Annotated in this window: 22 protein-coding genes and 1 pseudogene; 5 read left to right on the top strand and 18 right to left on the bottom strand. The window is 43.6% G+C overall.

Annotated features, from left to right (window positions below):
* Positions 1-5 precede the first annotated feature (5 nt).
* The 8 genes and pseudogenes from BUA40_RS02730 to BUA40_RS02695 form a co-directional block, all read right to left on the bottom strand.
* The gene (locus BUA40_RS02730; protein ID WP_072798078.1) at positions 6-3,590 is read right to left on the bottom strand and encodes an exodeoxyribonuclease V subunit gamma; all 3,585 of its coding nucleotides are present in this window, start codon (positions 3,588-3,590) and stop codon (positions 6-8) included.
* Between the two features lie 63 nt (positions 3,591-3,653).
* On the bottom strand, positions 3,654-4,301 hold the full coding sequence (locus BUA40_RS02725; RefSeq protein WP_072798076.1) for a hypothetical protein: 648 nt from the start codon (positions 4,299-4,301) through the stop codon (positions 3,654-3,656).
* Between the two features lie 16 nt (positions 4,302-4,317).
* A complete protein-coding gene (locus tag BUA40_RS02720) occupies positions 4,318-5,052 on the bottom strand; it encodes a hypothetical protein (protein WP_143149670.1) in 735 nt (244 codons plus the stop codon).
* 275 nt (positions 5,053-5,327) lie between these two features.
* Positions 5,328-6,104 (bottom strand): GIY-YIG nuclease family protein, encoded by a 777-nt coding sequence (locus BUA40_RS02715; protein ID WP_072798071.1) that lies wholly within the window; start codon positions 6,102-6,104, stop codon positions 5,328-5,330.
* Positions 6,105-6,179: 75 nt separating this feature from the next.
* Entirely contained in the window at positions 6,180-7,190 is a 1,011-nt protein-coding gene (locus BUA40_RS02710) for a helix-turn-helix transcriptional regulator (protein WP_072798069.1), read from the bottom strand.
* Between the two features lie 64 nt (positions 7,191-7,254).
* A complete protein-coding gene (locus BUA40_RS02705; RefSeq protein ID WP_072798352.1) occupies positions 7,255-7,989 on the bottom strand; it encodes a BspA family leucine-rich repeat surface protein in 735 nt (244 codons plus the stop codon).
* A gap of 51 nt (positions 7,990-8,040) precedes the next feature.
* Complete coding sequence (locus BUA40_RS02700) at positions 8,041-8,766, bottom strand: metallophosphoesterase family protein (protein WP_072798067.1); 726 nt, start codon at positions 8,764-8,766, stop codon at positions 8,041-8,043.
* A gap of 2 nt (positions 8,767-8,768) precedes the next feature.
* Positions 8,769-9,269 (bottom strand): annotated as a pseudogene (locus tag BUA40_RS02695) (type II toxin-antitoxin system death-on-curing family toxin); the annotation flags it as partial.
* 308 nt (positions 9,270-9,577) lie between these two features.
* Between BUA40_RS02695 and BUA40_RS02690 the strand changes: the two are divergent.
* The 5 genes from BUA40_RS02690 (at position 9,578) to BUA40_RS02670 (ending at position 15,338) form a co-directional block, all read left to right on the top strand.
* A complete protein-coding gene (locus tag BUA40_RS02690) occupies positions 9,578-10,252 on the top strand; it encodes a hypothetical protein (RefSeq protein WP_072798055.1) in 675 nt (224 codons plus the stop codon).
* A 115-nt stretch (positions 10,253-10,367) separates the two neighbouring features.
* Positions 10,368-10,574 (top strand): hypothetical protein, encoded by a 207-nt coding sequence (locus tag BUA40_RS02685; protein ID WP_072798051.1) that lies wholly within the window; start codon positions 10,368-10,370, stop codon positions 10,572-10,574.
* 113 nt (positions 10,575-10,687) lie between these two features.
* A complete protein-coding gene (locus tag BUA40_RS02680) occupies positions 10,688-11,278 on the top strand; it encodes a hypothetical protein (RefSeq protein WP_072798049.1) in 591 nt (196 codons plus the stop codon).
* 329 nt (positions 11,279-11,607) lie between these two features.
* Positions 11,608-11,967, top strand: coding sequence for a hypothetical protein (locus BUA40_RS02675; RefSeq protein WP_072798047.1), 360 nt, complete (start codon positions 11,608-11,610; stop codon positions 11,965-11,967).
* 143 nt (positions 11,968-12,110) lie between these two features.
* A complete protein-coding gene (locus BUA40_RS02670) occupies positions 12,111-15,338 on the top strand; it encodes a type ISP restriction/modification enzyme (RefSeq protein ID WP_072798045.1) in 3,228 nt (1,075 codons plus the stop codon).
* Positions 15,339-15,408: 70 nt separating this feature from the next.
* Here the strand turns inward: BUA40_RS02670 and BUA40_RS02665 are convergent, their stop codons facing one another.
* From BUA40_RS02665 to BUA40_RS02625, 10 genes are all read right to left on the bottom strand, one after another.
* Positions 15,409-16,746 carry an ATP-binding protein gene (locus BUA40_RS02665; protein ID WP_072798043.1) on the bottom strand — a complete coding sequence of 446 codons (1,338 nt, stop codon included), beginning with the start codon at positions 16,744-16,746 and terminating at the stop codon, positions 15,409-15,411.
* Between the two features lie 358 nt (positions 16,747-17,104).
* Positions 17,105-17,806 carry a hypothetical protein gene (locus tag BUA40_RS02660; protein ID WP_072798029.1) on the bottom strand — a complete coding sequence of 234 codons (702 nt, stop codon included), beginning with the start codon at positions 17,804-17,806 and terminating at the stop codon, positions 17,105-17,107.
* Positions 17,807-17,810: 4 nt separating this feature from the next.
* Positions 17,811-18,527: a hypothetical protein gene (locus BUA40_RS02655; protein WP_072798026.1), complete on the bottom strand. Its 717-nt coding sequence runs from the start codon at positions 18,525-18,527 to the stop codon at positions 17,811-17,813.
* 27 nt (positions 18,528-18,554) lie between these two features.
* Positions 18,555-19,907 (bottom strand): DnaB-like helicase C-terminal domain-containing protein, encoded by a 1,353-nt coding sequence (locus BUA40_RS02650; RefSeq protein ID WP_072798024.1) that lies wholly within the window; start codon positions 19,905-19,907, stop codon positions 18,555-18,557.
* Between the two features lie 271 nt (positions 19,908-20,178).
* On the bottom strand, positions 20,179-20,343 hold the full coding sequence (locus tag BUA40_RS14490; RefSeq protein ID WP_173387921.1) for a hypothetical protein: 165 nt from the start codon (positions 20,341-20,343) through the stop codon (positions 20,179-20,181).
* A 143-nt stretch (positions 20,344-20,486) separates the two neighbouring features.
* Positions 20,487-21,653: a deoxyguanosinetriphosphate triphosphohydrolase family protein gene (locus tag BUA40_RS02645; protein ID WP_072798022.1), complete on the bottom strand. Its 1,167-nt coding sequence runs from the start codon at positions 21,651-21,653 to the stop codon at positions 20,487-20,489.
* Positions 21,654-21,692: 39 nt separating this feature from the next.
* The gene (locus BUA40_RS02640; protein ID WP_072798020.1) at positions 21,693-22,616 is read right to left on the bottom strand and encodes an MBL fold metallo-hydrolase; all 924 of its coding nucleotides are present in this window, start codon (positions 22,614-22,616) and stop codon (positions 21,693-21,695) included.
* A 52-nt stretch (positions 22,617-22,668) separates the two neighbouring features.
* A complete protein-coding gene (locus BUA40_RS02635; protein WP_369827581.1) occupies positions 22,669-23,622 on the bottom strand; it encodes a tetratricopeptide repeat protein in 954 nt (317 codons plus the stop codon).
* Between the two features lie 191 nt (positions 23,623-23,813).
* Positions 23,814-24,437: an energy transducer TonB gene (locus tag BUA40_RS02630; RefSeq protein WP_255369169.1), complete on the bottom strand. Its 624-nt coding sequence runs from the start codon at positions 24,435-24,437 to the stop codon at positions 23,814-23,816.
* A gap of 23 nt (positions 24,438-24,460) precedes the next feature.
* A complete protein-coding gene (locus BUA40_RS02625) occupies positions 24,461-24,865 on the bottom strand; it encodes an ExbD/TolR family protein (protein WP_072798016.1) in 405 nt (134 codons plus the stop codon).

Here is a 24,865-nt window from a genome sequence, read left to right as displayed (position 1 = left end):
TTTTATCACCCTTCAATCTTGTTCTTTAATTCGCCCAATAAATCTTTTTGTTTATCGCAGGCTTTAGCCCATTCGTCAGCAAAGCCTTCGCTCGAATACCCAGAGTACTTTTCCAGCTCATTGATAAAGAGATCCTTGCCAGCAAAATACGCCCACGGTCCCCTACGTTCATCGGCCAGTTTAGCCTTAAGTTCTTCATAATTCTTTATATCAGAGCAGAGAAGCGAAATAGGCAAAATCTTATTATCAAGATCCTTAAAGGATTTCTTGTAAATGCAGCAAAGAATTTCCTTTGCCTCAGATGCGGGAACGCTTACGCTGCATACATTTGCGTTATAGGATTCCGGATCTTGACAAGTTCCTGTTGCAATAAACAAATCTACAGATTCTGCTTTACCGGCAGCAATCAAACCCAGGGCGCCAATATAAGAATCCAAGTACTTGTACACGCCCAAACTATCCGAATTGCTCACATTTACAATCGCGCATTTTTCTTCGGACGAAAAGACTAGCGGAATATTGCCCTGCAACATAAATTCTAATCTCTTAGAGTCAGAATTTGACCCATCAGGGTCAGTAATGCATTCGTTCAGTTCAACCGATTTACAAGTATAGTCGCAGGCAGGGAAGAAGCGGTCCAATTCAGCTTTTATCACATCCGCACGGGCTTTTATCGTGTCACTCATTCCTTCGCCGAACTTTCCAGAAGGAATATTCCCTTGCGATTTAAGCCCATCAAAATAGACGTCTACACTTTCATAATCCTTGTCCAGTCCCTTTTCAATATACACCGCTTGTTTCAAGAATACAGTTTCGTCCAAATTGCTCAAGCTAATCGGTTCAACATATTCTTCAGTTGGATCGTTTTCGATTTTTTCCAAACGCAGCATTCGGCCTATGTAGAACTGGAACGGATCATTCAGATACTGTTTCATCTGAGATATCGAAACCTTATCTGGATACTTAGTGGCAGAAGAGTCGCCAGAACTCTTGCAGCATGGCGTTTTGCGAGTTTCAGATGCATTTGTGCGAATACATTCGATTGACTCCATGTATCTGCGTCCACGTCTTGTGAACAAGCAATCCCTGCTGCGAGTTTCGTCAAGAGGAATCTTTTCGGTATGCAGCGGTTCCAATTCTTCGCCCGTCAATTTATCTTTCTGCTTTTCGGCAAAACCCGCAACAAAATTCTTCAAGTCGTTAATAATCGGAGACGGATAAATTTCGCTATCCTTGGCAAGGTTCATATTCTGGTAACTGATATGGAAGCTCTCAGACGTACACATCAGCTGACATAAGAAGGCATAGCGATTGCGATTCACACCAGTGTCGTCACCCGGCCACGGACGAACTTGCCTACGCAAATCTAATGTATTAAACGAATCGTCACTTGGGAAATGATCTACATCAGCACCCAGGAAGAACAAATGCTTTACCGGAATCACTCTATTGGGCGCAAACTTCATGAACGAAATTCCATTCACGAAAAGGTTCCCGAAGCTAAATTCCGAAACAGTCGCTGCTTCAAGGATACTTTCCCTGACGATCTCCATCGGAATCTTTTCGGTCGTTCCTGCATAGAATATGTACTTCAGACGATTGAGTGCCTTACAAACTTCAAAATACGCAGCACGTTCCCCGACAAGGTCATCGGGCACATTCTTCATATTAACCCAACTATTAAGCATCTCAAGCAAGGTTTCCGAATCACTTTCCGCGATTCCATCTTCAAAAGCATTCGTCCAACGTTCAAGGTCTTCAACAGTACTGATAAACTTCATCAGCAAGGAATCATCCGTGCTGTTCATATTCGCGTAAGGCGTATAGACTTTATCGTCAATTACCTTCGTCCTCGTCGTCAGACGAGCCAAGAGCATCCTTTTTACAGCCCACTGCCAAGGCTCGAATTTTTGTTTCGGTCTATCACGATAGACGTTCATGTCCGTAATCCAGGTATCCCATATTGCCACCATATCAGGAGTAATGCCTCGAGTCGCCTGAACAACAGGATTGCGAGCCATGTCAAAAAAATCCGCTCGCGAAACAGAATGTTCCTTTCGAACCTGGAAAAGCTTTTTTATGACTGCGCCAACGAGCGAATCCTTAGAAATGGAATCTACGATCGTATAAGGGATATGAACAATCGTTTCATCACCATTTTCAGCCGCATTTTTGGCCTGATCAAAAATCTGATATATGAACGGGCTATATTCCTGCAAGTTTGGAGACACGACCAAGATATCGTTTGAATGAACGCCATTCAAAAGCAACTTGCAAATCGAAGAATGCAACGCTTCGACTTCACGCAGCTTACTCGGGGCCGCTGTTACCGTAAGAGACTCGTCCCCTTCTTTTTTCTTGAATTTATTTCCCTCAATCTGCTTCTCTTTGAATACGTTCTGTCTTTTCGCGACCAAATATTGAACCGCATGAAAAAGGTCTTTCGGCGACTCCTGTTTTTCGTCAAGCAATTCTAAATGCTCATCTTTTGTGAAATCGCATGAGGAATAATCATCCGTAAGGCACCAGAGCTTAATATTGTCCCTGCCGGACTTTCCCCAATACCGAAGAAGACTGTTCTCGTTTTCAGAAAGGGTGTCTTCCGTTTCTGTAATTTTGTCATCTTCATGAGTCTCTACAATTTTGGGAACAATGGCGGACGCGTCAAGATCTTCCCAGAACTCCATACACGGATTCTGGATGTAGGCATACACTTCGTGTTGCTTTGCAAATTCACGTAGGACAATTCGGTAGAACTGGCCCATGCCCGACAGACCCAAAATAAAGACGGGCGCTTTAGAATTGTATTTGAATTGAGGTTTACCTTCAGAATCAAGGCACTCATTATAAAGGAAAGGCAAAGTCAAGTACTTGATTTGTTTATTTTCCTCTGATTCGCCATTTGCTTTTGCGAAAACACGCGTCAGTAGAGAATCTCCGTTCACATTATGGAAAATCTTGGAATAGAGGGTTTTCTCCCATGATTCGTTATCAACCGGCACATCTTTGTCTATTTTGGTTTCTTTGTCCCAGGTCTTTTTCACAAAGAAATCATCCAGTTCACCAGATTTCCTTAGAACATCCTCTGACCAATAATCAAGAATTCCTTTTGCCTGCAGAAAGCCCTGAGGACGGCTCGTTTCGTATTCTAGGAAAAGTCCCGCCAATTTATTTGCAAAATCATAAAGCCGAACTTCGTCCAGAACTCGTTCTTCGCCATTCGCCTTTTCTTTCTTGGTAAGATACTCGGCAACCTTGGGATCCAAGGTCATATAATTGGGCTTGCCATTTTCGTCTTTACCCAACAAATACGCCATGATAACATTCGCAAGCATCTCAGACGAAAGCTTTTTCAATTTGCGATCGTCACCCACAAGAATCTGAAACAGGAACCTGTCAATGGTGCTCTTGTTCAGATTAGCGAGTACGCCCTTTGTTTTCATCCAGCGTAGGCGGAACCACTGTTCTAGTTTCGGGTCCGGAAATATCACGACCGGCGCATTGAACGGGTCGTTCCATTTTTTAGAGATTGCTTTAATCATCTCGTCAGCGAGATGTTCCAGATTCAGCGCAAATTTCAAGTGTAGCATGGTAAGAATATAGTTACTCAATTATTGTTCTAATATCTATTATCGCACAAAACGGGCATTTTGTCAAATCTCCCGCAACTTCAGTTCCGAAATCATCTTTTCCAGGCTACACTGCTCGCTGAACTTGCCGAATACCCCCGAGGTAAACGCCTGCGAGACCGCCGCCTTTTCGCGATCGAGAGCGTTCAACACCTGCCGAACATAATCGCCAAAGGGCCTGCTCCGGATTCCGTGAATCTCGTTCTTGCAATGCGGGCAAACGGCCCCCGCAACAGACATCCCCGTAAGCGGCGAGCCGCCGAAGGAGCGGATGTAGGCGGTATTGCCGCAACTGCAATTCACCTTGTACGTTGCCGTTCCCCAAATCTCGAGAAGCGAGCCCAGCGTGATACCCACCGTAACCGAAACCCCGGCGGCACAGAATCTTCGCCGCATCGCAATCGGGCCAATATAGGCGCCGCCACCACGCAACGCGTAATGCGCATCGATCTTTGCATACCGCGGCGTTTTCATGATTTCGTCGCGGTGTCGCAAAATCAAGTCGAGGTTGTCAAACAGCAACTTGCGTTTGCGTTCGTCGCGTTCCCTCTTGATTTCGAGAATCTTTTGCGATTCCATATTGTCGAGGGATTCATCTTCGCTTTCGATGTACGCCTTCGCATCCATGCGCTTGCTGAACAACGCAAAGCCTTCCTGTATCTTTACCGCCATAATGACGCCTCCGTTTTTAAGCCTTTCTTGCCTCTTCAAGTTCCTTCTGCCAAAGGTCCTGCAGCAGAGTCTCGAGATTGCAGACTTCACCGTCGCCCTTGAAATCACTCGCAATTTTAGGATCTAGCCAATTGCCCTCGGCAACCTTCTTCTGGTATTCCACTTCGGCAATGGTCCACTTGGCGATAAGGTTCTTCACGACCATTTCGATATCCTCGTTCAGCTTTCCCGCCGCGAAAAAGTAGTACTTGCCGAAGCTCCGATTCTTGACATGGATTTCTGCCTTGCACTTGGGGCATATCGCCGATGCGTTCGACCCGCCCGAAAGCGGAGACCCGACAAAGCGCCGAATAACAGCCGTCTCCCCGCACCTGCAGGCGATGCGGAACTGACCTGTTTCCCAAATTTTGAGCAAGGTTCCCAGCTTGAGATTGAACGTGATAAGCGTCCCCGCGATGTTGATCTGCCTTGAGGTGCAGAGCCTGCCGACATAGCAACCACCGCCCTCCAGCAGGTAATGGGCATCTATGTTCGCGTAGCGGGGCGTCGCGATAATTTCATCCTTGTGCCTCATGATGAGATCAAGGTTCTCGTAGAACAGGTTGTACTTGCGTTCGAACCGCTTTTCCTGGACATCGAGGAGTGCCTCCTGGTCCTTCTTTTCTTGTTTCTGGATTTCTCCGACAAGGAGCAAGCCTGCCTTCTGGCGCTTGCAGAACTGCGCGAACCCTTCTCTAACGATTTGGGACATAAAAATCTCCTTTTTTTCGTGTTTTTTGCCGATTTTGGCCATTTTCGGCCGCAATTTATGCATATATACCAATATACGCATAAATATTATCAAAAAACAAGGAGATTTTGTAAAAGGATTGTCAAAGATTTTTTTGACAATCCTAATCAATCATTTAAAGATTCTATTTAAAATGAAGAAATTTTAAAGTTTTTCAGGCAACATCAAGTTGATTCAATCAAATCATTAATAGAATCAGTCATAATTATCGCAAACTTCAATGGTGGTAGACCAATCTAATTTTTCTTCTTTATTTCAACAATTTTCTTTTTGGACCATTTGCATTTTTTTAAAGTGGCTACGATTTTTTTGATATTGTCAATCGTTTTTTCGTCCAACTTTTCCTCAGTATAATCGGCAAAGTCATTTTCTTTCACATTTAGTATGTGGAATTTTTTATTAATAAAGAAGTATTCCAAATCAAGTAAAGAAAGTTCTTTTTTTTCACCTTTTATTTCTACACCTTTTAATCTGTAAACAACCTGATTTTTACCACTTTTTTCCATAGTTCGTTCGCATTTAAAAAGCGGGAAATACTGCACTTTGAATTTATTCAACCAATCATCAATCGATTTATTGATTTTCTCCAACGTGTCATCTTGATTACACGTCAATGAACATATCGTTCTTCGAAGTGTTGACGTTTCTGTATTCTTGGCGTGCTGCTTACTCAAACGGTCATATAGATTATTCGCTTTACCAACATAGATGCAGTATAAATTTTCTTCATTTTCAAAAATTTGACTGTAATCGGTTTCACTAAATATGTTTTTATGTTTTTCATCGTCAAATAATATTTTACTCAACAATATTTCTACATCATCTTTTTTAGCCCACCATTTATAGCACCCTGGATTTTCCGCATCATCTCCTAATAATTCTTTAGGATTTTTTTTGTCTTTTATTGCTGCTATTAATTCGGAGGCATCGATTAATTCACACCACCTTTTTTTCTCTGCAAATTTTTCTAGAACCGGTCTTTCGGTTATTCTTTCTTCAATATTTTTAGCCATTTTCCATACTCCTTCTTTTTTAGGGAAAATCCATTCACTAATACATACTAATTTTTACAAAAGCGACAAATAAAATTATTCGCCGTAATTTTCCAGCAGGTATTTCGCATAGTCCTTAAGACTATTACGCAAAGAGAGCGGCTTTATGACGCGGGCGGCATCCGTAAAAGAGACAATCCAGTTGAACAGGAGCTTGTTTACTTCAGCTTTCAGTTTCACCGTGACTTTTCCGTTCTTCGGCTTGCCAATTTTCATAGAACGGTTAAACGGATTTTCGTCGAGATAGAGGATTGTCCGGCTCTTGAACTCAATCTCTATATCTTCAAGTTTCGGCTCCTGGCTCCCCATGAACGCTGCTCCAGACACCACCTGTCTGCGGAGTTTATCAAGAATCTTCGGTTCTTCGACAAACGTTTCTTTCGAAAGCTTGACTTCATTGATTCGGCGGAACTTAAGCGTATAGGTCTCGCCACCCTGTCGTTGGCAACCTACATAGAGGTCGTCTTCGTAGATAATGATCATCAGCGGAATTCGGGTCGATTGCCTTTCGCCTTCTTCCGTCTTGTAGGTTACATCGATTTTGCGATGTTCGTGAATGGCCTGCAAAATAACACGAATCTTTTCACTGGAGTCCTCTTCAAAATCCGGAGGCGCCCCCATAAAAAGAATTTTAGTGTTCAGCGCATCACCGAGTAACTGAAGGGATTTTTGTTCGCTGTGCGGCAGACTTTTTTCGATGCGCTCCAGAAGCTGCGTGATAATTTCGCTAGTGGCCGGATAAATGTTCGCGATGCGCTTCAGAAACACAAAATGCAGCATCGTATTTTCAAAGTTCGGGAACAGGAGTCTTTCTGCATTGCGGAGTGCCGAGGTATAGTAAGCCGTGCGCCCCACCGTTTCAACAGCAATATAGCGACCGCCATCCATTTCCGAAAGGAACCTCATGTCACGCTGAACATTGCGACGTTCGCCTTCTGGAATTTCAAACGAAGTCATCAAATCGCTAACGGTAAATTTCTTGTCAGGGTTCGAAATCACCTTCGCAAAGAGTTGCACCGTCCTTTCGCCGCGAGTCATATCTGCCATATTTTCTCCTGGATTTATTTTCCATTAAATATATATAAAATATGACAAATAGCGTCGCATAGTTTTATTTCAATCGTTTTAAATTCGCTTCGTCAAGAACATTCCATCGAGATATATCGCCTCGGAATTGAGAATTCCAAAACATCCAAGACATATCTGTTACGCTCGACACACTCCATTGACTAATATTACCGTTGAATTGGGAACACAGAAACATAAAGGACATGTCACTCACACGGGACGTTTTCCATTGGCTTATATCACCATTAAATTGCGAATAAGCGAAAAGCCCATACATTGTAACAACATTCGACACATTCCACTGACTAATGTCGCCATTGAATTGCGATTTCCAAAACATGTGAGACATATTTGTTACACGGGATACATTCCATCGACTTATATCTCCTGTAAATTGAGAATTCAGAAACATCGCATGCATGTTTTCAACATTCGATACATTCCAAAGACTTATATCACCGTTAAAAACGGATCTTTCAAACAAGCTCGACATATCTGTTACATGGGAAACATTCCATTGACTAACATCCCCATTAAATTGAGAGTTGAAAAACATATGAGACATGTTTTTCACGTTAGACACATCCCACCGCGAGATGTCTCCGTTAAAAATTTGATTTGGGTAAGAAAATACGCCTCTCATATCATCGAGACAGGATACATCGATAAAATTTAGGTCACAATTCGGACCATCATTTTTGATTGTTTCACTAATCAGCCGAATCAAATCTTCACGATTTTTCGGCGTAATTTCAGATGATGAATTTTTGTCAAGCATAATACAAATATATCGCACTAACACGACAATTACAGACGCATGCTATAATTTTTAAACAACTTGCACCATCTCGGCAATATCGAGGCAGCGATAATGTGTTTTTTGATAATTTCCCTCATAACAGCAATGATAATGCCCGTAAAACCACAAGGTCGGTTTGACAATCTGCAAAACATAATCCAAGTATTTACGCGATTCAACAATCTTCATCCAAGATTCATCTCGCACATAATCGGCCCGCACAAGGGGCGGTGCAAACGAAAGCGGAGCCTCGTGCGACGCAACAATATCTACAGCAGTGGGGAAACTTTCAACAATCGGCACAGGAGCCTCATCAGGCCACCAGATGCGTTTAGAAGAGCCCATCCTGATTAGGGTATCGTTTATCATTCGCCGTGATTTGCGGATTAGAGGATCAACAAAATCTATGTCGGCAGAAACAGCCCCACCGATAGGGTAAATTCTCTTGCCGCAAAGTTCAATTATGCGGTGGTCCGACAAAAAATGCAGCCATTCAAAATCATGCAAACCATCAAAAAACGCAGGATTATCATGATTGCCGCGAATCGTGTATATGCAAATGTCATTTTTTTCAAGTGATGCACACACCCTGCTGTAGGCAACATCCATCGATTTCGGGCGACCGAAACCCGCACCAAAATCACCGACAACCAGGATATCGGCGCACGATATCCCACGATTCACCGAATTCCGAACAAGCTCGGACAATTCGCCGTGAATGTCCCCGCATATCCATAGTTGTCGTTCGCTACTCATAATCACCTCATCAAATTCACCACGACCTTCACCATCATTTCCATGTCTTCGGGGCGACTCTCTGCAATCATCAGCGTCATGGTCACAAGCGTAGCATCAGCAATACGCTTGGATCCATCATCCTTATACAAGATGCCGTTATTCAGCAGAAACCACAAGAAGAGTGTTGCCGCGATGCGTTTGTTGCCGTCACTGAACGAATGATTTTTCGTGACGAGATAGAGAAGCATTGCCGCCTTCTGCTCAACACTCGGGTAAAGCTCCACACCGCCAAAAGTCTGGTAAACCTGTCCGATGCTGCTTTTGAAAGATTCGTCCTTCTCATGCCCGAACAACTCGCTACCGCCGAACTTCTCCTTGAGCCCCTGAATCGCCGCCATCGCGTTCTCGTATGTCGCATGGAACTTTTCCGCATTGGCAGACTTGCGCAGCACAAGCCGCTGGTGGTCGTAATCGTCCAGCGTATCCAGCGCAAAAGCGTAATCCGTCACCACGTCAACAAGTGAAAGGGTATCGTTGTTCATAAGAGCCTCTTTTTGTAAAGTTCGTCAACGAAATCATCGTAAATATACACATATTATACGACAAATACTGTCATATACAAAAGATATTTTTAGAGATTCAACAAAAAATGAATATGAAAGGCCCGTTTATCCCAAAATCTAAATTTTAGGCATTTTTGGTAAATTATAGTGCTATATTTTATAGAATTTCTTTTTTTCAACCGTTTTGAAGAATTATAGCATTATAATTAGCCATATCTTTAAATTTGGGTATATATTTATTGAAGAATTAAACAAAGGAAAAAAATATGGATAATAAAACAAAGAAGAATACCAATGATAAGATAGATAAAAACGAATTGTCAAACGCACTGAACAACGTGCTCAGCAAACCAACGTCACTAAAAGAAAAAATCAACTTAAGCGATTTGCTAGAACTTAAAAGAGCACTAAACCCTATCAATAATATGATTACAAAAGAATTGACAATTAAATTTATAAAAAACTTGAAAAACATATTTGCAAATACTCCGGGCTCCATTCCGAATGAATTAAAAAACACAGATGAGTTGCTTAAAGATAATGCGGCTGTAAATGTAAACGCGAATGGATATGACTTTTTCAAGAATCCAATCATAGCGGAAGTCAAGGCAAATATTCCATACGCAGGAAACAAATATGGGGCAAGCCAAAAATCCGGTTTAACAAAAGACATCAACGGGTTGTTGGACGCCAAAGAAAAGAAGGGAGGAGATAAACATGAACTAAGTTTAAAGGATTATTACAAGTTTCTAGTCATCCTAGATTACAATCGCTATGATGATAGCTCCTCAGTTCATTATAGCTCCTCAGATGCTGTTGAAGAGTTTAAAAAGAGCTATGAGAAAAAATACAATCTAAATGATAAACTTGTAATTTTAGATATAAATAAACCGGTTAAATTAGACAAAGATCATGTTTATATCGTAAAACTTAAACTTTAAACATCTCTTTTTGCTGGGAAAAGAAACTTTTGTTTCATAAACAGTTCCATCCGTCAGCATTTGTCGCTTACCTAAGGTATCTTTACAGCGTCAACATTTTTAGGAGTGAAATAAGATGACGCAAAAAGAACTGATTGATAAGGTTCACGGCGAAATGTCTGGCAAAGCCCCGTTTGCAGAAATTGTCCACCGCATTGCGAAGGCCATTGTCCAAGAGGGAGATACGAATTTTTGCACCATGTTTGCCAAGCTTGAGCCTGCATCGAGCGCGTATGTCTACGCCCATCCGGAAGACATCTCGGACGGTCCGTGGGATATTTAGTAAAAACGGAATCCTGTATTACGGCAAAGACTTTGAATGGGGCCATAAAGTACATTTTCCACGCTTCACTAATTGTCGCTTTAACGATATATTTTTGGTCAGAATGGTAAAATATGAAAAAGACAGAAATAACATTCGTTAGAGATATGGAGAGTCCGAAAATCAGCAACATGTTACAGTCTGATATAACTTTCGTAAACTTTGAAAAGCGTCGCTATATCAGTGAAACCCCGATAAACGTTCAGGAACTTGATTTTCTGCACAAGGACGGTTACAGAGCCGTTGATACGGCGCTGGCGGATACCATTATGCGGCTTAACAGCATGGATGGCTGCAGGACTCGTTATTGCTGTTCAGGGCATCCCGGCAGGTTTGGTGGAGGGTATATCGTATTTGAGGAAATCCCAGAAACGCTAACGGAACAAATCGGCAAACTCACATACTGGAAACATGATGCAAGTTGGGGAAATGGGTCAAGTCCCGACGCCGCCCATCCACCTTTAATTCGCTGGGAAATGAACGGCATCACGTGCACTTGCGCTACCACTTGGCTTAAAGCGCTACTTGAACTCGCCGAAATGGAATGTTTGCCCCAACGCAATTCGTTTGACGAATATCGAATCGAAAGTACGTATAAAGGGCGCTCTCCGCACAAGCAAGAAATCAGGCACGTATATCCTGTAACGACGAAGAAAAGAAATTAGTTGGATTACGACAGACTATAACTTGCTTTTATTTTCGCGGAAAAACATCAAATAAGATGTCCCGAGAGCATCAGCCAATTTCTTTGACATGAGCATAGAAAGGCGAGGCTACTTGATCATAACGAAAAGACGAAAATTTCTGTAGTAGCCGATATCGGTGGAGGTTATCTGCGATTGCAGGATAAAAGTATTCCATATAATTTGTATCTTGACATACATGGTAAAGATGTGCGAAATTATATTGACGCGAATGGCAAACAGCATGGTCGGTCCAAAGCCGAGCGTGAAGCATTAACTCATTTCAGGATTAAATACAGGAGCGAAATGTAATGGAACGCTACGACGAAATCTTTATCCCAATTCACGACTTGAATGATGACTGGACCATATATATAAATACTGATCCGGAACACCGCCAGTTGCACCATTTTGTGCAGTTCAAAATGTTCGAAAAGGAAAACGAGACCTTATGGGACATCTATAGCGCATTCAACGAGAAATTGGAAACGCTTATCGACCGTTACGAAAACGAAGAGCTTCCTGCAGGCAAGGTCGACGCGGCTATCGCCATCGCCGAAAATTTTCGGAACAAGAAAACCGGAGAACTGGAGAAAGCAGCGTTTGAAAAACTGATGCAAGCGTTACGCAAGGCGAAGGAAATGGGCAAACCAATCTATTTCTGGTTCTAATCGCCTTATTCTTTGTTTTTTTTACTATCTTTTTCCGTGACATAGCCCCGTACCGAATGGTGCGGAGCGACAGGATTTTTTGAGTTTCGACTCTTATTCTCAATCCTGAAACTACCACTTTCAATGTATTATGGAGAGCTACCATGGCCGATACACAAGAAACTAAAACTAAAGTTGTTGAAGAGTATGTCAACAAAATTTCTAAAGATTTCGTTGCAGATAAAGCGACAGAGCATAGTTACCGTCCTGCGCTAGTAGAAATGTTAAGTAAGCTTCTTTCCAACTTCATTGTTAGGAATGAAGAACGTCGTATTGAATGTGGTGCTCCAGATATTACAATATCTAAAGGTCAAGATAACGCATCAATTCCCGTTGCATACATAGAAACCAAAGATGTTGGCGACAACGATCTTGATGGGAATAGAATCACTGGCAACAAAGAACAATTCGACAGGTACAAAAAAGCTCTCAGTCACATTGTATTTACAGACTATTTGGATTTCCATTTGTATGAAGAAGGGGCTTTTGTAGATAGTGTTCGAATTGCGGATGTCAAGGGGTGTAAGATAGCTATAATCAATGACAATATTCCCAAGTTCATAGAAATGGTTGGGCATTTGGCAAATGCAACTCCTCAAAAGATAACTAGCCCAAAACAACTTGCTAAGATTATGGCTGCCAAGGCAAAATTACTTGCAGACATCATTTTTAGAACTCTAGAAATAGAAAACGAAGAAAAGGATGATGAAAAAAAAGGCGCCTTATCAAAGCAATGGATAGAATTTCAACATCATTTAATAACCGATTTAAGCCAAAAATCGTTTTCTGATATTTATGCACAAACGATTGCTTATGGAATGTTTGCGGCAAGACTTCACGATAAAACGCCTGAAACTTTCAGTAGATTAGAAGCCGCTGAACTGATCCCCAAAACAAACCCTTTCTTACGCAAAATTTTTCAAAATATCGCAACATTCGGTGTTGAAGAGAATATTGTATGGATTATTAATGATTTGGTAGAGATATTCAAAGTTACAGACATTCATAATGTAATGAAAAATTTTGGAGATAAGAGCGGGACTAAAGATCCCATGACTTATTTCTATGAATTTTTCTTAAAAGAATATGATCCTGATTTAATAAAGAAATATGGCGTTTTCTACACACCGTTACCAGTTGTAACATTTATTGTAAATTCGGTAGATGAAATACTAAAAAAAAGTTGGAATTTGCCTATGGGACTGGCTGATTACAGTAAAGTTCAATTAAAACAAAGTAACGCTTTGTATACAGACAATCGAACAAAAACAAGAAAAAGATTTGATTTAAAAGAATATCATAAAGTACAGGTTTTAGATCCAGCGGCGGGAACGGGAACCTTCCTTACAGAGGTTATTAACAAAATTTGGGAAAATGTGAAGGGTGATCAGGGCGCTTGGCAAAACTATGTTGAAGAACATTTGTTGCCTCGCTTGAACGGCTTTGAAATTATGATGGCTCCTTATGCTATAGCTCATCTTAAAATGGATATGGTTCTTTCACAAAAGGGGTATGTTTCAAAAAGTGATCGACGATTGAAAATTTTTTTGACAAATGCACTTGAAAATACAGACAATAATATAGAGCCTCTTTTCTTTGATTTCCTTGCCACTGAAGCAAAAGAAGCGAATAGAATAAAAAAAGACACACCTGTAATGGTAATGCTCGGAAATCCTCCCTATAGTAATTTTAGTTCTAACAAAAGTTCCTGGATACTAGAGAAAATAAATGATTATAAAGAAGGTTTGAACGAAACAAAGATTAATCTTGATGATGATTATATTAAATTTATACGTCTGGGTCAATATTATATAGAGAAAAATGACGGAGGTGGTATATTAGCGTATATTACAAACAATAGCTTTATTGATGAGCCAACTCGATTGCAAATGCGCAAATCGCTTATGGATGTATTTGATGAGATTTACATTCTCAATTTGCATGGTAGTCAAATCAAGGGCGAAACGAATGACGGTAAAGATCAAAATATTTTTAAAATTCGATCTGGTGTAAGCATTAATATTTTTGTGAAAAAAAATCTGGCCAACCAAGAGAAAAAAAGAAACTGTCTTGCTGAGGTTTATTATTATGATGTGTACGGAAAACGCTCCGACAAATTCAACTTTCTCAACACAATGGGATTTAGCAAAATCCCTTGGATTAAATTAAAACCATGTTCCCCTAATTATTATTACATTCCAAAAGATCTTTCAGCTAAACCTGAATATGTTAAAGGTTTTAAAATCGATGAATTGATGTCAATCAATAATTCTGGCATTAAAACAGACCGCGATACATTATTTTACGACTATAAAAAAGAACAACTGAGTTCCAGAATTTTAAAATTACTCTCACACTCATATGATGAAGAAGATGCCATAAAATATGATATAAGGGATTCAAGCTCGTACAAATTATCTCATAGAATTGATAAGAAAATATTTGATGAACAAAAAATTCGAAAATGTTGTTTCAAGCCATTAGATAGTAAATATATTTACTATGATGAAACGATTATTTCTCGTCCAGCGTATCCTGTAATGAAGCATTTATTAAAGAAGAATATTGCGCTAATTGCAACGAGAAAAAACAGGCAATTAAGTACAATGTATTTTTTTGCAACAAATGGAATAACTGATATTCATTTTTTAGACTCTGAAGCAGATAGTTTGAGGGTTTTCCCTCTCTACCTTCATCCTTCAGAAGCTGAAGCCAAACTTGGAGAGACACCAAAACCAAATTTGGAGAAAAAAATATGGGACAAAATAAATAAAATAATAAAGGCGAGCAGTACTCCCGAACAGATATTTGACTATATCTATGGTGTTCTTTTTACACCAAGTTACCAAATGCGTTTTAAGGAATTCTTGAAGGATGAAATTCCGCGCATTCCTTATCCCAAAAACAAGGCGTGTTTTGAGAAAATTGCTGCATTAGGTACAAAACTTCGAAAATTGCATTTGGCCGAAAATGATGTAAATTTGCAATCATTCGCCACATCATTCCCCATTTCTGGCGAAGATAACAAAAACATGGTTGATGATATAAGGTTCGAAAAAGATTGTGAGAATCAAAACAATGATGCTGCAGTAACAGGTAAGGTGTTTATTAATAAAAAACAATATTTTGCAAATGTTCCCGAAATAGCTTGGAATCTCTTTATAGGTGGCTATAAACCAGCTCAATTATGGTTGAAAAATCGTATGAACAAATCGCTTACATATGAGGAAACACAAGACTTTCATAAAATTATAGCCATTCTTGAGGAAACATATAAATTGATGAAGGAATTGGATTTGGTGCACAACTATTCCGCATCATTTCCTAGCTAAACAAATTCTAGGATCCTAGAAATCATAAGTCAATTTTCCCATTTTCTGCATAGTAAGTGGAAACCTTCGTTCACTCCAAGAACATCGCCATGTAGTACGGCAGTGTAATCATCTTGCCGGCTACGCCGATGTTGTTTTCGGAAAGTTTGTAACCGATATTGGCGGCGTAATTGTCGTTATTCAGAACGGTTTTTGCCGACTTGGAACGGCCCGTGGTCGCCTTGACTTCAATAATGGCGAGTTCGCCGCCGACATTTTCTACAAAGTCAATTTCTAGCCCGGATTCTTTGCGGAAGTAGAATAGTTTGCGACCTTGTTTAGAGAAACAATCTGCGATGATGTTCTCGTAGATGGCGCCTTTATAGAATCCCAGATCGCCGCTTAGAATCTTGGCCGCGGTGCCGCGTTCCAGCATGGCGACAAACAGGCCGGAATCCTGCACATAAATCTTAAACGTATTCTCGATCTTGTAGCCTTCAAGGGGTTCTGCGATGTTGGTCAGGTTGTGGCAAATGTTGATTATGCCACAGTCGTAGAGCCATTGGATTGCGGTTTGGTAATTTTCGGAACGACCCTTCTTTTCTAGTTGCGAATAAACGAATTTGTTGTTTTCCTTCGCGAGTTGGGCTGGTATGGAATCGAATACACGGTTGATGCGGCCAAGAAGCGTGCGGTCGATTTCCTCATTTTCGTTCTCGTCAAGGTGCTTGCCAAAGTCGTCCTTGTATTCTTCAAGAATGTCCTGCTGTTCCTGCCAAACGACATTCATGTCGTTCGTCTCGACAAATCGAGAAACAACATAAGGGAGCCCGCCTACACAAAGGTATTCCTTGAAGTAGCGGAGCATGGCGTTGTGCGTCGCCTCGCTTACGGGTTCCTTTTTCGCGAAGCATTCCTTCAAATAATCAATGACATTTTCGCCTATGCCCTTTGCCCACAGAAATTCCTCGAAGTCCATGGGTTTCATATAAATTATTCTTTCAAAGCCAGTCGGGACACCTTTTCCCTTTTTACGGTTGTACCCCTTAATACCAAGCAGGGAGCCAGTACAGATGACATCGTAGCGACCATCTTCCATAAAAGGCTTGATGCTTGCGCGGGCGTTTGCACATTCCTGAATTTCATCGAAGATGATGACGGTCTTGTTCTCGACAAAATGCGCATTGGGGAAAAGCGCCGAAAGGTCTATAGTAATCCTATTGACGTTCAGGTCTCCCTCGAAGACCTTCTTCGCATTTTCATTTTCCTTAAAGTTGATATAGACGACGCTCTCGTAGTTGTTGCGGGCGAATTCCAGGACGCTGGATGTCTTGCCGATTTGACGCATTCCCTTGACAACCAGGGCCTTCTTTTTGCCCCCCGAGATCTTCCAATTTTCAAATTCTTTAAGGATTTTTCTCTTGAACATGTCTCAAAACTACACTTTTCCAACCGAATTGTCAACGCGTTAACGCACTTTTTCAAGCGAATTAGTGTACTAAAAGCGCACTTTTCCCACCGAAAAAGTGTAAAATTGTCGATTTCATGCAAATTTCGTCAATTTTAGTCAAATCTTCGGCTCCATCATAAAATCAATGACGTTCATGGTTAAAATTCCATTTTCGTCATAGAAGGCCGGCACAAAATACCGTTCACACCCTTCTAGGAATTATTTTTGCATATTTTGCCGTTTTTCTTTAATTCACGGAACCATTTCCCATGAAAAATCAGCACTCGTTTCTAGACATTGGAGAATTTTCTGTAATCCGGCATGGGCAATCGCCCCCTTAAAGCGAAATTTTGTAATCAAGGTAAAAGCACCTTGGGTCCATTTCAACGATGTCGCTATACGAATAAAGGCTCCATTCGTGAGTGTCCAACAGGTGACACAAGTAGTGCGTCATCCCGTTCTTTACAAAGTAATCGTACTTGAGCCACCGGCCCCACGCTTCAAATATATAGTCCTCGTTGTCGCGCGGGTCATCGGGCTCGTCTCCATCGCCAAATGTAAACCAGTCCAGGAGCCCCCAGTTCGCGTAATCTTGCAAAAGGCCGCTCACCCAGTCCTTTTTACGTTCATGTTCTTCGTCGTCAATGTACATCTCGTCGTAATCAATCTTTCCCGTAACCTGATAATCCCTGTAATCATTGAAACCCTGAGCAATTAGGCCATCAAGGTTTTTCTTTATTCCGACGAATTTTTGGTACAACTCGTATTCAAGCTTGCGGATATGCTGGTCAAGGCGCACCAACTTGTCGATATTTTCTTCGGTCCAAGTAAATTCAGCATTCAGCTGTTGCTGTCGGTCAAAAAGAAACTCCATGTTCACCTCGGCCATTCGCAAGCGGGGTTCCCCAAAGTATTCTTCCGCCCTAAACTTGCAAAGCTCCTTCATTTTCGCAAGTTTGTCCAAGCCGCCCTCAACGCCCTTGTAGAAATCTTCAAGAACATTCCACTTGACGGGCCGCGCAATCATGTTGGAATTCATGGATTCACCTTTTCATCGCTTTCATAAGGCTACGTATTTGCTTGTTGCTCATTTTGGGTGCGGGCTTGGCATTCGCCGCAGGCTTTTGCGGAGTAAAGTCCACAAGGTTGCGGGGCACCTTCGCAAATGTCTTCGGGAAATCCAGCGCATCTGCAGCAGCTATACCCGCTTCGTTCACCAGATACTTTTTGAGCCGCTCGAACCAGTCGCGGTTTTTCATGTTGAACACCTTCGCACCCTTACAGTCGGCCATTTCGATTGCCTGGCCCGTGCCGCCCGAATCGCGCGAGCGCGTCGCGGCAGTCTCGCAGCCGTCCTTGGTGTAGCACACCACAAAATCGATGGTGCAGTCAAGGTTTCTTCCGAAAACCTGGTTCGTGTTCCGTGCGTACAAATCAAGCGCATGCCCTTGTAGGCGTTCGTGTGCGGGGTGCAGTTCCTGAGCGATGGAGCGGGTCGTTTCCGTCGCATCTGCGGGAGTGAAGATGTTCTTGTGGGCTGGCGACTTTACACCGTATTCAAAAGCCGCGTCGGCCCCCTTGGCGCCGCCACTGTTCAGCGTGTAGCCGAATTTTTCGAGTTCGCCCGCAATCCACGCCATCACGTTTTCTACGGGCTCATTGGTGTTCGGCTCGCGAAAACCGCCCAAGTCGCGATGCCCGATACCTGCGTATGTCTTGCTGTTGCCTGTCGCTGCGGGAAGTTTATCAAATAGTTTCATGTCAACTCCATTTTTTCGCTTTTAAATTCATGCTTCAGCCAAAGCAAACCCTTTCTTGCGCGTAAAGCGCAAGGGAATGTTTTTCTCGGAGTTGTCACCGGATTTGACGATGGAGAGTTCCGCTTTTTCTCTATCTTCTTCGCGGTGGGTGCGCGTAAAGGCACGGTCAAGAATCCAAACGGCATCGGCTTCTTGCGTAACGCCCGGAATTTCGATAAAGTCAGACAACTGGGGCCGTTCCTGTTCAGCAGACGTTTCTCTGCCAAGCGGGTAGAGGAGCAGAATAGAAATATGCAATTCCACGGCAAGATTTTTCAGCGTCCAAGCCGCCCTCTTTAGAGACTCATCCCTATTCGTGTTCGATTGAACCTTCAGTAGCTGCAAGTAATCGATAATCAGAACATCTAGTGATTTAAGCTGCTTGTAAAGCCTTGCTTTTCGCGCAAGTTCAGTAAGACTCATATCAGTAGCGTCTTCAATTCGTAAATGCGAATGTATGATTTCACCCACCGCCGTCATGAGCATTTTCATCTCGGTTTTATCGAGGGTATCCTCATCAATTTTGCAATAGTCCACATTAGCACGCTGGCAAAGGAGTTGCTCGCTGCGTTGCGCACCGCTATTATTCAGATCGAAATAAACGACACCCTTGCCGTCATCCAACGCCACATTCTCTGCAACGTTCAATGCAAACGTTTTCATTCCAACTCCCGATCGCGCCGCAAGAATTGTCAATTCTCCTCGACGAAGTTGACTTGACCAATCCGCTTTACCTTTGTATGAAGAGTCCATTTCAGTCTGCAACTTTTTTAGTTCCTCAATTTTTTGCGGCAAAAATTTTTCAAGGCATTCCTTCTGCTCCGCGAAAATCTTGTGAATTGTAGATTCAAGTGAAAGCGGCTCCATCAGCGACACAGCACTTTGAGCATCGCCAGAATATTTGTCAAGCCATTTTTGCGCTGATTCGTCAAATTCCCGCCAGATACTTGGCATCGGGAACCATTCCGCGATACTTGTAAGTGCGAACTTGTGGGAATCCTGCATCATTCCGCGATTTTTCGCTGCATTCTCAACGCTCTTTTCGTCAAAAACCGCAACGATTGTCTGCATTGTTTCATAGGCGCGAATAGCCCGAGCCATTTTGTCAAGCGCAAGCGCCCTAGCGGTAGAATTTTCATCTATTCCGTCGGTAGGCGGAAACTCCTTCTCAGCCGGAGCATACGCCGGGTCGAATTCATTACAGTCGTCTTCAAAGACCAAATCCAGCGAATCGCAAAGGTAACCATAAAACTCCCGCACGTAATTGTAGTAGCGGAAAGCCTTGGCCATTTCTGCTGCGGCCATAGCACCTAAACCATCTGTACTTTTTTCATGTGTCATATATTACTCCTTTTTTCATAATATACGACACTCATACGACAAATACAGTCGCAACTTTGGTTATATCAGCCCAAGGAAAGCAAGCCTTGGGGTTCCATCAAGAAATCAATGAAGTTCATGGTTTAAATGGTGTTAGGAATTATTTTTGCATATTTTGCACTTTTTCATTCGTACAGCAACCTCTTTTGCCGATATACGAGAATTTTCTGAATCCATTTCTATTACTTCACGCTCGTTTATATCGACATTTGCACCGACATTTTCTCCGACATTACAGCCCCTCAGCCTCTCTAGCCCACTGGTCGTCCAGATCGGGATGTTCCTTGCGGAATCGCCTTAAGGCTTTATGGATTTCCCAATTCAAGTTCAGGCCTTCGGCTTGGCACTTGGGCTTCAGTTCGTTATACAGTTCCTTTACTTTTTCTTCGAGCGTCATATTAACTCCTTTTGCGATTTCACCATATACCTTATCGTCTTTTTAACACATATTGTCAAATACTTCGATAAAAATATAGGAGGTGTATGCGACAAATAGAGTCGCACGCACGACTCTTTGAAAAATTCCTCAAAAGGACAATTTTACTTGAAACTGATTCCGAACGACTTGGGAATGACGATTTCCTTGTAGGCGTTCATCAGATAGTCATCGGTCATGCCGGAGACATAGTCGGCGACAACGCGCGGCTTGGGGGTCGAATCTTTATATTCGGCGCTCATGGAATTGAACCAGTGATTGATGCCGGTGACTTTTTTGTCGGAGCCGAGTTCTTCGAGGCATTCCGCCAAAACGGTTCGGAACATCGTCTTGATTTTTTCGTCTTGCGTCGACTTTTTCGGATTCAGGTAGATGTTCTTGTAGTTCCAATCTTTCAGGCGGTTCAGAGCGTCAAAAACAGCCGGCGAAAAGCTGAGCGTTTCCTTGTCGATGCTGTTATTGACCAAATCCTTGATTAGCGTATCCACGATGGTGCTATTCTTATCACCAAGCACTTCCGTGACTTCGCGGGGCAAGCTTTCGCGTTCCACCAGTTTCAAGATGATAGCATCTTCGATGTCGCGGCCAACATAAGCAATCACGTCCGAGATGCGCATGACGCAGCCTTCGAGCGTCATCGGCACCATATCTTTCGATTTAAAAGTTCCCTTGAGACTTTCGCGGTATTCCTCCAGCAACTTTTCGGGAGTTTTGTTGCGGTCGCAGCCGTAGCTGTTCTGCAGGATTTCGCCGTTGTGGCAGATGATTCCGTCGAGAACTTGTGCGGTAAGGTTCAAGCCTTTTCCGTAAGCTTCGAGGTCATGGAATAAGCGGAAACTTTGAACGTTGTGTTCAAAAATGCCTATGCCTTGTTCTTGCAGAAAAGCCGAAATAATACGTTCGCCATCGTGGCCAAAAGGCGTGTGGCCAACATCGTGCCCTAACGAAATTGCTTCGATCAGGTCTTCGTTCAAATTCAAGAATCGTCCGATGGTTCTTGCGATTTTCGCCACCAGTTGCACGTGGAGCACGCGATGCGTAATGTGGTCATTTTCGACCAGGTAAAAAACTTGCGTTTTGTCAATGTAGCGGCTGTAGCAATAGGAATGAATAATCTTGTCCGCATCGTGAAAAAAGTTCGGGCGGAGATCTTCTGGAGCCTCGTGAAAACGAACCGCTTGAGCAGACTTGCAGGCGTATGCGGCAAGCGAGCTTTCCTTTTCGTTCAGACGAGATTCAATGCGTTCTTTTGTATCAGCATTCCATTGCATAGAAAATCCTTGTTTGCGCGGAGCTATTCTGCCGTAGAACTATTCCGCAAATCCCGGAGGCGGCAAGTGCATGCCAGCCATGGTGAGTTTGTTGTCGCGGGCGTATTGCATTAGGCGCTTGCGGCTTTCGACGGACTTTTCCTTGTCCATGTCATAATTGGAATTGATTTCAGGATGGTCCTTCTGCAAGGCGTAACCGTGCATCAAGTCGCCAATCACGAGCAGGTTCGAAACCTGGAAGGCGGTGTGGCCAGGAGTATGACCCACGGCATCGAGCGCGAGCACCCCATGCGGCAAGCTGTCGCCGAAAGCGAACAAGTGCAAGCTATCTTTATAGATTCCCATGACCACTTTCTGCAAGTCATTCTTCGGGAGATCATTCATCCAGGCATCATATTCCACTTTGCCTGCGTAAACGGCTGCGTTATTGAAAGCCTTCACGTCTTTGCCGGCAGAGTCCTTCACCACGAGGCCAGCAATGTGGTCCATATGGAAATGCGTCAAGTAAATCAAATCGATTTTATCGGGAGTGACATCGAGCGCAGAGAGGCGATCCAACGTTTGGCCGCCGAAAGCGCCGAGGCCCGCATCAAACAAGATGTTCTTGCCATCGATCTGCAACAGGAAAGTGCTCACCGAAGCGGGAATGCCTTCGGGCAAATTCAAACTCGCATACAGCGAGTCGCTTGCATCGCTAAAGAGGCTGCGGGGGTTCAGCTTCTCGCCCTGATTATCTTGAATCCAGGTGACTTTCGCTCCGTTCGCAAGCGTGATAGTCTTTGCCACCTGAACAACATTCGCCGCTTCTGCAGGGGCAGCATTTTCTGCCGGCGCTGCCGATTTTTCTGCAGCGGTCTTGGCAGGTTCTGCCGTTTTTCCCGTAGCGGAGGTTTTGGTGTCACTGCAGCCGAATACGGCGAAAGATGCCATCATGGCAATGAAAGGGAGAAAACGCTTCTTCATAAGAACTCCTGTTTAGAGTGAATATAAAAAAGAATTTCTCGATTTCAATTAATTATTTCTTTTCAAACTCCAGAATGTCGGCCTGAAGGGTGACATCGTCCGGGAAGTAGCTCTGGGCGGTGCGCAGCAGGCGCAGGGCTTCGTCGTCGCGCTTTTGGGCGTGTGCGTCGTAGGCCATGTTCTTGTAGCCGAATACGGCTTCGGCGTTACCTTGTTTGGCAGCGAGCTCGTAGGCAGCTTCGGCGCGATCGAGGAACTTGGCGTCGTAAGCCAGGTTTCCGAGGAAGATGGCGGCGTCGCTAAAGTCAGGCTTGATTTGCGTGAGGTTATTGAGCACATCCATCGCGACAAAGGGCTTGTTGTCTTCGGCGAGAACGTCGGCGAGCTTGTACATGGTCGCCGGATCATCAGGGCGTACCCCCAGCGCTTCGCGGTAGGCAGCGGCGCTTTCTTCGTACTGCTTGTTCAGACGGTAAACGTCACCCAAATAAACCAAAAAGTCGATTTCTTCGGGGTGGGCGGCATAGCCTTCGCGAATGACAGCAACGGCGCGTTCGAAATCGTTGAGGGAGATATTCGCTTCAGAAAGCTGGTACACAATGCTAATGTCTTCTTTGTCAAGCTGGTAAGCTTTTTCGATGGCACGCAAGGCGCCGACCGCGTCGCCGGTTTTACTATAGGCTTCGCCTAAGTAAAGCCAACCGGAAACATTTTCCGGTTCCAGTTTCAACGCGCGATGATACGCCGCCACGCATTCCGGATACTGCTTGAGTCTAAAATACACGCTCGCCATGTTGAAGAGCGCAGGCGAAAATGCACCATTCGAAAAATCGATCGCCTTGCGGTAAGTGGCCGCGGCTTCGGGCAAGTTTTCCAGCTGATAGTAGCTATTCGCGATGTTGAAACTGGTGGCGACGGGGTCGGCGCCGCGAGATTCAGCCTTGCGGTAAAGCGTAATGGCCTGCTTGAATTTTCCATCGCGGTAAAGGGCATTCGCGCGTTCCATCAAGTCGTAAGAGGACTGCGCAGCGAAACAAGAAACAGCGAGAGAAAAAAGAAGTAGGAAGTAGGAAGTAGGAAGTAGACAGAACCTAGAGCACTTCCCTTGTCCACAAAAATCATTTAGGAACTTTTTAAAAAACATAACATTCGTCTCTACTAAAATATTACTGCCTACTGTCTACCGTCTACTTCTAACTAGTCTCTAAATTTCACTTCGAACGGTTGTTCCATACCACAGAAGGGCACCGCCTTGCCCGCCTTTTCGGCAGGAGTAAACGTCATGCGACCAAGAGCCTCTCGACCGGCTTGCGCAAGGCCAGAACCGGCAGGAGACTCTTCAAGCACTTTGATATCGTAAGCCTTGCCGCTTACATCCACGCAAAAACTGAGTCGGAGTGTTGCATCGATTTCGTTATCGCGAATCTTGGGCGGCACCTGGAAATTCGCCATGCTGCGACTTTCAGGCTTTTTGTCGACATCGCCCTTCTCCGTCGAGAGCGCACCGCCGCGGAAATCAGCCACCAAGTCGCGGCTTACGGCTGCGCCGCCGTTACCCGAAGCAGCACCCAAATTCATTGCAAAACGCGGGCCAGCCTTAGGCGAGCGGGAATTCGACTTCATGCGATTCGGCTTGCGTGCGGGCTTTTTCTTTTCGACTTTTTTCTCGACTTCGTCGACCTTCTTGATCGCGATTTCGGTCTTGTTGTATTTCTTTTCGTGGAACACCTTGCCCGTCAGGAACAAGTTCGCCATCGTCACCGAGAACACGAGAAGCATACTCGCGAGAATCGCCGCAAGCAAAATGCTAAAACGCTTCACTATTTTTTTCAAAAAATGCAACATTACTCCGCCTGAGCCGCAATCGAAACCTTTTTCACTCCGGCCAAGTTGCACATGTCAATCACCTGCACCAATACGCCCGTTTCAGCCCCCTTATCGGCAATCACCACCGCTTCACGGTCCGGAGCCTTCGCAAGCGACTGTTTCAAGATATCCTGCAAACTTGCCAAGTCTACCTGGCGTTCGTTCATGTGAATCGTGCCTTCACGCGTAATGGCAATCAGCAAGTTTTCCTTTTCGAGCTGGCTTGCAGACTGTGCTTGCGGCTTAGTCACGTCCACACCCGTTTCACGCGTAAACGAAGACGTCACCACAAAGAAAATGAGCAAGATGAACACGATATCCATCAGCGGGCCCATTTCGATGCCCATGTCTTTCTGCTTTCTTCTCGGCAAATTGAATTCCAT

The organism is Fibrobacter sp. UWT2 (assembly GCF_900142545.1).
Classification (GTDB): domain Bacteria; phylum Fibrobacterota; class Fibrobacteria; order Fibrobacterales; family Fibrobacteraceae; genus Fibrobacter.
Note: the sequence above shows the minus strand (reverse complement) of the source record. Positions and strands in the feature narration are given on the sequence as shown.

Coding starts and splice junctions, on each gene's coding strand:
- BUA40_RS02730 (WP_072798078.1), bottom strand. CDS start 3,590: ATGCTACACTTGAAATTTGCGCTGAATCTGGAACATCTCGCTGACGAG.
- BUA40_RS02725 (WP_072798076.1), bottom strand. CDS start 4,301: ATGGCGGTAAAGATACAGGAAGGCTTTGCGTTGTTCAGCAAGCGCATG.
- BUA40_RS02720 (WP_143149670.1), bottom strand. CDS start 5,052: ATGTCCCAAATCGTTAGAGAAGGGTTCGCGCAGTTCTGCAAGCGCCAG.
- BUA40_RS02715 (WP_072798071.1), bottom strand. CDS start 6,104: ATGGCTAAAAATATTGAAGAAAGAATAACCGAAAGACCGGTTCTAGAA.
- BUA40_RS02710 (WP_072798069.1), bottom strand. CDS start 7,190: ATGGCAGATATGACTCGCGGCGAAAGGACGGTGCAACTCTTTGCGAAG.
- BUA40_RS02705 (WP_072798352.1), bottom strand. CDS start 7,989: ATGCTTGACAAAAATTCATCATCTGAAATTACGCCGAAAAATCGTGAA.
- BUA40_RS02700 (WP_072798067.1), bottom strand. CDS start 8,766: ATGAGTAGCGAACGACAACTATGGATATGCGGGGACATTCACGGCGAA.
- BUA40_RS02690 (WP_072798055.1), top strand. CDS start 9,578: ATGGATAATAAAACAAAGAAGAATACCAATGATAAGATAGATAAAAAC.
- BUA40_RS02685 (WP_072798051.1), top strand. CDS start 10,368: ATGACGCAAAAAGAACTGATTGATAAGGTTCACGGCGAAATGTCTGGC.
- BUA40_RS02680 (WP_072798049.1), top strand. CDS start 10,688: ATGAAAAAGACAGAAATAACATTCGTTAGAGATATGGAGAGTCCGAAA.
- BUA40_RS02675 (WP_072798047.1), top strand. CDS start 11,608: ATGGAACGCTACGACGAAATCTTTATCCCAATTCACGACTTGAATGAT.
- BUA40_RS02670 (WP_072798045.1), top strand. CDS start 12,111: ATGGCCGATACACAAGAAACTAAAACTAAAGTTGTTGAAGAGTATGTC.
- BUA40_RS02665 (WP_072798043.1), bottom strand. CDS start 16,746: ATGTTCAAGAGAAAAATCCTTAAAGAATTTGAAAATTGGAAGATCTCG.
- BUA40_RS02660 (WP_072798029.1), bottom strand. CDS start 17,806: ATGAATTCCAACATGATTGCGCGGCCCGTCAAGTGGAATGTTCTTGAA.
- BUA40_RS02655 (WP_072798026.1), bottom strand. CDS start 18,527: ATGAAACTATTTGATAAACTTCCCGCAGCGACAGGCAACAGCAAGACA.
- BUA40_RS02650 (WP_072798024.1), bottom strand. CDS start 19,907: ATGACACATGAAAAAAGTACAGATGGTTTAGGTGCTATGGCCGCAGCA.
- BUA40_RS14490 (WP_173387921.1), bottom strand. CDS start 20,343: ATGACGCTCGAAGAAAAAGTAAAGGAACTGTATAACGAACTGAAGCCC.
- BUA40_RS02645 (WP_072798022.1), bottom strand. CDS start 21,653: ATGCAATGGAATGCTGATACAAAAGAACGCATTGAATCTCGTCTGAAC.
- BUA40_RS02640 (WP_072798020.1), bottom strand. CDS start 22,616: ATGAAGAAGCGTTTTCTCCCTTTCATTGCCATGATGGCATCTTTCGCC.
- BUA40_RS02635 (WP_369827581.1), bottom strand. CDS start 23,622: ATGGAACGCGCGAATGCCCTTTACCGCGATGGAAAATTCAAGCAGGCC.
- BUA40_RS02625 (WP_072798016.1), bottom strand. CDS start 24,865: ATGGAATTCAATTTGCCGAGAAGAAAGCAGAAAGACATGGGCATCGAA.